General features: G+C 46.8%; 9 protein-coding genes. 2 read left to right on the forward strand and 7 right to left on the reverse strand.

Translation table 11 applies throughout. The features are described 5' to 3' along the window. Together AC06L3_RS07395 and AC06L3_RS07400 are read left to right on the forward strand one after the other, a co-directional pair. The coding region (locus tag AC06L3_RS07395) for a hypothetical protein (protein ID WP_475669978.1) at positions 1 to 1270 on the forward strand (1270 nt) is incomplete at its 5' end. A 2-nt stretch (positions 1271 to 1272) separates the two neighbouring features. Further along, the gene (locus AC06L3_RS07400) at positions 1273 to 2178 is read left to right on the forward strand and encodes a hypothetical protein (protein ID WP_475669979.1); all 906 of its coding nucleotides are present in this window, start codon (positions 1273 to 1275) and stop codon (positions 2176 to 2178) included. Between the two features lie 33 nt (positions 2179 to 2211). Here the strand turns inward: AC06L3_RS07400 and AC06L3_RS07405 are convergent, their stop codons facing one another. The 7 genes from AC06L3_RS07405 to AC06L3_RS07435 all read right to left on the reverse strand — a co-directional run bounded on the left by AC06L3_RS07405 (position 2212) and on the right by AC06L3_RS07435 (position 6407). Continuing rightward, complete coding sequence (locus AC06L3_RS07405; protein WP_475669980.1) at positions 2212 to 2607, reverse strand: hypothetical protein; 396 nt, start codon at positions 2605 to 2607, stop codon at positions 2212 to 2214. 4 nt (positions 2608 to 2611) lie between these two features. After that, positions 2612 to 3235, reverse strand: a complete 624-nt coding sequence (locus AC06L3_RS07410; protein WP_475669981.1) for a recombinase family protein — start codon at positions 3233 to 3235, stop codon at positions 2612 to 2614. Continuing rightward, positions 3232 to 3438, reverse strand: a complete 207-nt coding sequence (locus tag AC06L3_RS07415) for a hypothetical protein (protein WP_475669982.1) — start codon at positions 3436 to 3438, stop codon at positions 3232 to 3234. The genes AC06L3_RS07410 and AC06L3_RS07415 overlap by 4 nt, the downstream gene beginning before the upstream one ends. A gap of 14 nt (positions 3439 to 3452) precedes the next feature. After that, positions 3453 to 4646 (reverse strand): ATP-binding protein, encoded by a 1194-nt coding sequence (locus AC06L3_RS07420; protein ID WP_475669983.1) that lies wholly within the window; start codon positions 4644 to 4646, stop codon positions 3453 to 3455. A gap of 71 nt (positions 4647 to 4717) precedes the next feature. After that, the gene (locus AC06L3_RS07425) at positions 4718 to 5356 is read right to left on the reverse strand and encodes a helix-turn-helix domain-containing protein (protein WP_475669984.1); all 639 of its coding nucleotides are present in this window, start codon (positions 5354 to 5356) and stop codon (positions 4718 to 4720) included. Beyond that, positions 5337 to 6011 (reverse strand): DUF3990 domain-containing protein, encoded by a 675-nt coding sequence (locus AC06L3_RS07430; RefSeq protein WP_475669985.1) that lies wholly within the window; start codon positions 6009 to 6011, stop codon positions 5337 to 5339. The genes AC06L3_RS07425 and AC06L3_RS07430 overlap by 20 nt, the downstream gene beginning before the upstream one ends. A 267-nt stretch (positions 6012 to 6278) precedes the next feature. Next, entirely contained in the window at positions 6279 to 6407 is a 129-nt protein-coding gene (locus AC06L3_RS07435) for a PD-(D/E)XK nuclease domain-containing protein (protein WP_475669986.1), read from the reverse strand. Between the last annotated feature and the right edge of the window lie 3 nt (positions 6408 to 6410).

Consider the following 6410-nt stretch of genomic DNA (forward strand, 5'->3'; position numbering starts at 1 on the left):
AGTCGAGAAGAAAGAACAGTCTCATAAAATGGACGTTCTTTTTTCCCGGACAGATAAAGAGGAAGTCTCCAGAAAGGCTGATGAACTCCGTCCTGATACTTCAAACAAGATCCAGGAAGCCCTTGCCAAGCGTGAGCAGCGTCGCAGAAATGAATTCTGGAACGACTACCATAGCAAGTACCGTCCGGAATACAACAGGCTCAAAGAAGCTTGCGACAAATCCTTCAACCTGTATAAGACGGCCAAGGAGAACTACGGCGTATGCAGCGCGGCCATAACGGAGAAATACAACAACCTCCGGAACGTATATAGTCAGATGAATGCCCTTCAGGATGATGTTCAGAAAGCATCCTCCGCAAAGGGTATTGTCAAGGCCGTTTCAGCCCTGGTATTCTTTATCAATCCTGTGGCCGGTATCGTTATGGGCCTTGTAGGAAGCACCATTGCGGAAGCCGAGCGCAGCGCAGCCATCGCAGCCCGGAAGGATCTTCGCGCACAGGCGGCAGCAATCAAAGACTCTATCGAGGGATTGAAAGCAGAACAGGCTGCACTCCGTCAGGACAAGGCCGACCGTCTGAAGGTCTATGTCGAGAACAAGGAAGCCAAAGTTACACTCCAGACTGAAATCAATAATCTGAAGGCAGCACTCAATACGCCGTTGCCGGAAGAAAGGCGAAGCTTGAAGAACTTTATGGAGGGTTACGCCCAGCACGTTGCTGAAAAGAAACAGGCAAACAGTCTGAAGGCCGGTCTTGCCGCGTATGCCAGGAAGTCGGAAATACTATCAGTTTTCAAGGATTCCAAGGATGAAGCTTCGCTCCGAAGAAACCTTACGGACCATGGTCTTTCCTTCAAGGAAATAAAAAGTTCCCGTGGCGTGGAGGATATCACCATCACAGCCAGCGGAGATACACCGTTTGAAATGAATGTCGGCAAGTTCGGCATAGACTTCCATCATCAGATCCTCGAACAGCTTGCAAGGACCACTAAACAGAAACCTGCATATAAGACAGCCGAGGAGATTGAACGGGCGCAGCGCGTGAGAATGGCCCGGAATGCGACACAGAACGCGATGCAGATTAAGGCGGCACAGGAAGCAGCAAGACAGGAGGCCCAGCGCAAAGCGGCCGAAGAAGCCCAGCGTCAGGCCGCCCAGAGGCAAGCTACACAGGAAGCCGCAAAGCAAGAGGCACAAAAAAGGACCATGCAGGAACATCAGAATAAGATTGTCATAAAAAATAATAATAGCAAAGGAGGGCTAAGTTTTTAGATATGCCGGAAGATATTGATTTTGGTAAACTATATGAAGGTCTGGATCAGATACCAGGTCTCATAGAGAACTCGAAGAAACAGGATTTGAGAGATAAGGCCAATGCCGAGAAGTTCAAGGAAATCAAAGAAGATGTTTCCGGAATGAAAACGGAGATATCCTCATTGAAATCCGAATTGGCTTCATTCAAGACAGTTTTGACAGATGCCAAAGCCGCCTTTCAGAAGCCTGTAACGATACAGGACAAGAATATCCATATCACAAAAGACGATATCCGGATAATACAAAGCACTCCTGATTGGGTACGGACTATGGGAAGCGAGTACCAGGAAATCAAGAACAAGGAACTTTCGCGGAAACAAAGAAGTGTCGTAACAATAGGAGGTCCAAGGTTCAGTACATTCCTGGCCATCTTCTTTTTTGCTGTTATAATGATTGGTGCAGCACTTTTTCTATGGGCAGACACCCAATCAAAGAATAGTGTTGAAGCATACGCAGAGAGGGCATATAATGCCGCTATTGCTTGTGATTATGAGACCCCAGGGAATTATTATTCTTGGGTAAGAAAAAAATGGGATGATGAAAAAGATAATGTAAAGAGTTCAGTAGAACGCTGGGAGGAGTTTGCTAAATTTCATAAGAACATAAAACAAGCATTAGCTCCATTTTATGAGGGTAAGGATATAGTCGTAGATGCCACAGATTATAAAGGGAAAGATGTTCTTGCTCTTTGGCACTTTGTAGATGAAGAACCTGATTATGTAGCACATTTCTGGCCGAATGGAAAAATAGATGTTGCTGATACAAAAAAGATTAAGGTAACCAGCCTTGAAGATGCTCATAGATTGAGTAAGAATAAAGCATGGTCAACACTTCAAGAAGCAACACAAGAAGAACCGACACAGTAAAAGAATCCCCGACCGTTTTGGCCGGGGAATTCTTTATATTGCCAAAGATTTTAATAATTCAATAGCTCTGTTCCGGTCTTTGAAGTTTATCTTGAACTTATCATCACCGCTATTCCAGAAGACAACAGAATAGGTTTTTACGCCTTCGGAATCCTCACTTGAGGAAAGGAAAAAACGGCAGAAGCAGAAGGTATTCACTAATTCCCTATGCTTATATCGACTGAATGAAACCCATCCGGCTTCTTTTGATAGTTCCTCAAATTTAAGCTCAGCATCTTCTTCAGAGTCGAATTCAATAGAGAATTTCTCCCACTCCACATTTTCCTTGAACGCTTCATTGTAGAACCTGATGAAGTTGCCGTCAAGCTGGATAAATCGGAAATGGGCCGAATCCAGCATGTTGTTATGCTTCTCGTCAAATATCCTCATAGTATCACCTCATAGCTTTTTTCACTTTCTGGACGGTAAACGTCGATACATCACAGGCGGCCGCCGTATCACGGACGGACAGCCCCTTATTGAGTCGTTTTACAACAGTAGGGTATTTCTGGAGTAATTCTTCATCAGTCATTCCGGATCCGACAGGGCGGCCCAGCTGCACTCCCCTTTCGATAGCCAACTGACGGCCGCTGTTCAGTCGGCTGATGATGTTCTTGCGTTCAAGCTCTGCACCAAGGCCCAGGACAGTCAAAAGCATCTTCGCCATTGGGTTCTCCGTTCCATCAGGAAGTAGTGTGTCGATGTTCAGATCCAGGATATGAATATTGATATCGGCTTTCGTGAGATCGTCCGTCGCATCGAGGATTTTGCGGACGTTACGGCCTAGACGAGACAGTTCTGACAGCAGCAGCGTGTCGGCACCTCCGGCATGGAGGAAAGCCAGGCAGTCGGCCAGCACTCCCCTATCGTCCTTTGTTCCGGATGCTTTTTCTTCAAAGATCTTCACGACCTTCAATCCGGATGCCGCTGCATACTTCTGCAGATCGGCCACCTGGCGGGCGGTGTCCTGTCTGTCACCGGTACTGGAGACGCGAGCGTATATGACAGCCTTGCTCATGACAGGTACGGTACTTTCAGATGCCCCATGCCGTGTCGGTCCATCCACTCGTTGTAGTGGGCTACGGCTGCGCTGCCTTCCAAACCGAGACACTTACGGTTTACAAGTTCTTCTTCCATCACCCTCGCTTCGTCATTCATCCTTGTGCTGAAGTCATCAAACTTCTCTGCTATTTCCTCCAGCTTCTTCAGTGTATTATCCATATTTTCCTGTGCAATTAATCCTTGAACAGATCTTGTGGATTGCAGGACAGGAAGCTTTCTATCGTCATGCCTCCATCCCCGACGACGAAGCTCATGTAGGGATTGAACCTCTTCCTGAACTCCGAAAGACCGGAGTTGGTCCGGCCGTCATTGCTTTTGACTTCAACAGCTATCAGCCGCCCCTTTTTCTCGATGACATAGTCAACCTCATTGCCATCATAGTCGCGCCAATACCACACCTTGTAGTCTCCTTCATAGGCGTGGCTGAGGATATGGGCACCTACCGCCGACTCATAGATCCTTCCCCATAATTTTCTGTCCCGGAAGGACTCCTCGAATGTCTTCGACGAGTAAACCGTCTTGAGCGCATTGTTGAAGACCTGGTGTTTAGGAACACTCGCACGTTTCCGTGCTTCATCGTTGGCGTACTTGTAGATGCCGGTAACCAGTCCAGCCTGTCCCAGCAGGTTCAGATATCCCGTGATGGTGGTCGTGTTGCCGGCATCGTTCATCTGGCCAAGCATCTTTGTGAGGGCCAGCTCCTGGCTTGAATACGCACTTGACAACTCGAACGTCTGCCGAAGAAGTGCGGGTTTCCCGATGGCGGTGTCAACAAGAATGTCCTTGTTTATCGTGGCGTCTATTATGGAGCCGGATATGTACTGTATCCACCTTTCCGAATCTTCCACGAGCGAAATTGCACCAGGATAGGCGCCGTAATATATGAACTTGTTTATGTCCCATCCGAAAGCTTCCCTGAATTCAGAGTAGTCCCAGTGGCTCATGATGATTCTCTCGAAGCGTCCCGCAAGAGAGTCGGCGAGACCCTTATCAAGCATCACCCTTGACGATCCGAGAAGCACGACCTTCAGATTGACGTCATTGAAGGTGTCGTCGTCCCATTCCTTCTTGACAGCCTCGCTCCATCCTTGGATTTTCTGGATTTCATCGATTACAAGGATGAACTCCGCACTGCCATCGACCTTCATCTGAGCCCTGACAGAATCCCAGCATCCAGAAATCCAGCCGACATTTGTTGCAGGTACATTGTCAGCCGTGAACCTCATGAAAGGAGTGTCAATTTGGGAAAGAACCTGTTTGACCATAGTTGACTTCCCCACCTGACGTGGCCCCATGACTACCTGTATGAATTGACGCCGCTCTCTCAGCCTGGCGTCCAGAACGTAGAAATGTTTTCTTCGGAACATAATAAAGACCTTTATTGAGCAAATTTACTCAATAGAATAAAGAAATTCAACATATATTATCTCTTCGTTCGTCATATTTCACCGAAATCAGCATGAAGGACAGCTTCCAGCCTCGAAACGGTTCTGAAGTTTGCTTTTGCAATATCCTGCGATTTCTGCTCATAGGCGCGAATCATTCTGAGGGATATTCCGGATATTCGGGACAATTCCTCCTGAGTAAGTCCATATAGTTCCCTTGCTTTCTTTACGGGGCTTACGGACGAGTTGACGGTTTCATCTATAATTCTGTCAGCTACGGTGGCAAACTTGTCAAGATCCGCTTCGTGAAGCGGATGGTATAGCGCAATGATCTTTTCTATGTGAAGGCCGTTGTCACTAATACTGCGGAAGGATTTCCCGGATTTCCACTGATAGTATGCCAAAACCCATCCTGCCCAATATTCTGGAGAGATGGTGAATGTCCCGTCAATTGCCACAGGAGACCTTCCGGTCGCAAGTTCGATAACGCGACAGGCGAGTTCTGCTCCTGAAAGCCCTGCGACAAAGCGCGGATTGCCCTTCTCCATTTGATTGGCGACTCCGCTTGTCAGGAACATCCGGTGAAACAGCTGCGGCGGAAAACCGCACTGGTTGATGCCGCAATCCATCATCGCGGCAAGATTCTCCATTGAATACGGAAGATATGCTTCATTATAAGCGCGGGTCTCCATTCTTTATTCCTCCTCTGATAAGATCAATGACATAAATTTCGTCTGTGGAGAACGCATGCGAGGAAATCTCCTTGTAATTATCCCTGGCCATGCGGTCCCTTTTGCAATATCTGGCATAGTAATCACTTCTGTCCGCAGGAAATATTTCACCCTTTGTGAGGGCATCGAAGGCGCGTTCGCTTTTCAGAACGACCTGTTCCCCTAACTTTCCGAGCATCATGGCTTGCTTGAGGTCTTTGAGAGACAGTGTATTGCTGATGAAGTCCCTTGCATATGAGAAATAGGAGTCGTCTGCCCGGTATCCCTTGATGATGTCATAGGACTTGTATTCAGGCAGGAATGTTTCCAGGATATATTTCTTCGCTTCATGAGGAAGACCTTCAGCAATAGAAAACTTCCTGTTTTCGAGAAGAATGGCAAGCCAGTTCAGTATATTGTACTGAGGCCCGTTGAGATAAAGGACGTTCAGGCCCTCCAGGTTCAGGACGTACTGGTTGGCATATCCGTCAGAGTCCTGAGAGCAGGCCCATTCCTTGGCCAGTTCAAGATTTTCTGTACAGTAGAATCCCTGCCCGTAATCGTTGTAGGCCTTTCCCTCTCCGAAAACGGGAGTCACAATATTTGGCGATCCGTGATAAATTGTAATAGTGTTCATGTTAAGTAACGTTATAACGTCACTACAAAAGTAGGAAATTTAATCGATTGTACAATATACTGAAAGTAATCTTTGATTAAACGCTATACAAATATAGCACTATTTTTCGGATTATAAGCAATAAATATAGATTTATTTCAGTACGGCGATTAAGGCAATACAGAAAAGGCGAGGTCTCCCCCGCCCTATCTTTTTCTTTGATTGTTTTTGTTACAGATACACGTGCTATGGTAAGATTTATCGTGGTACAAAACCGCCATGGTACAATTATCTGATCAGCCAGGTATCAATATTCCTTGCTTCGCTACTGTAATTTACGCCGATGCAAATCACTTCCCTACTATCCTCCTTGAATTTGTCCGCATAACCCACCTCCTCGATCTGCTTAAGAGCAATCTC

The organism is Candidatus Egerieousia sp., from assembly GCF_056211015.1.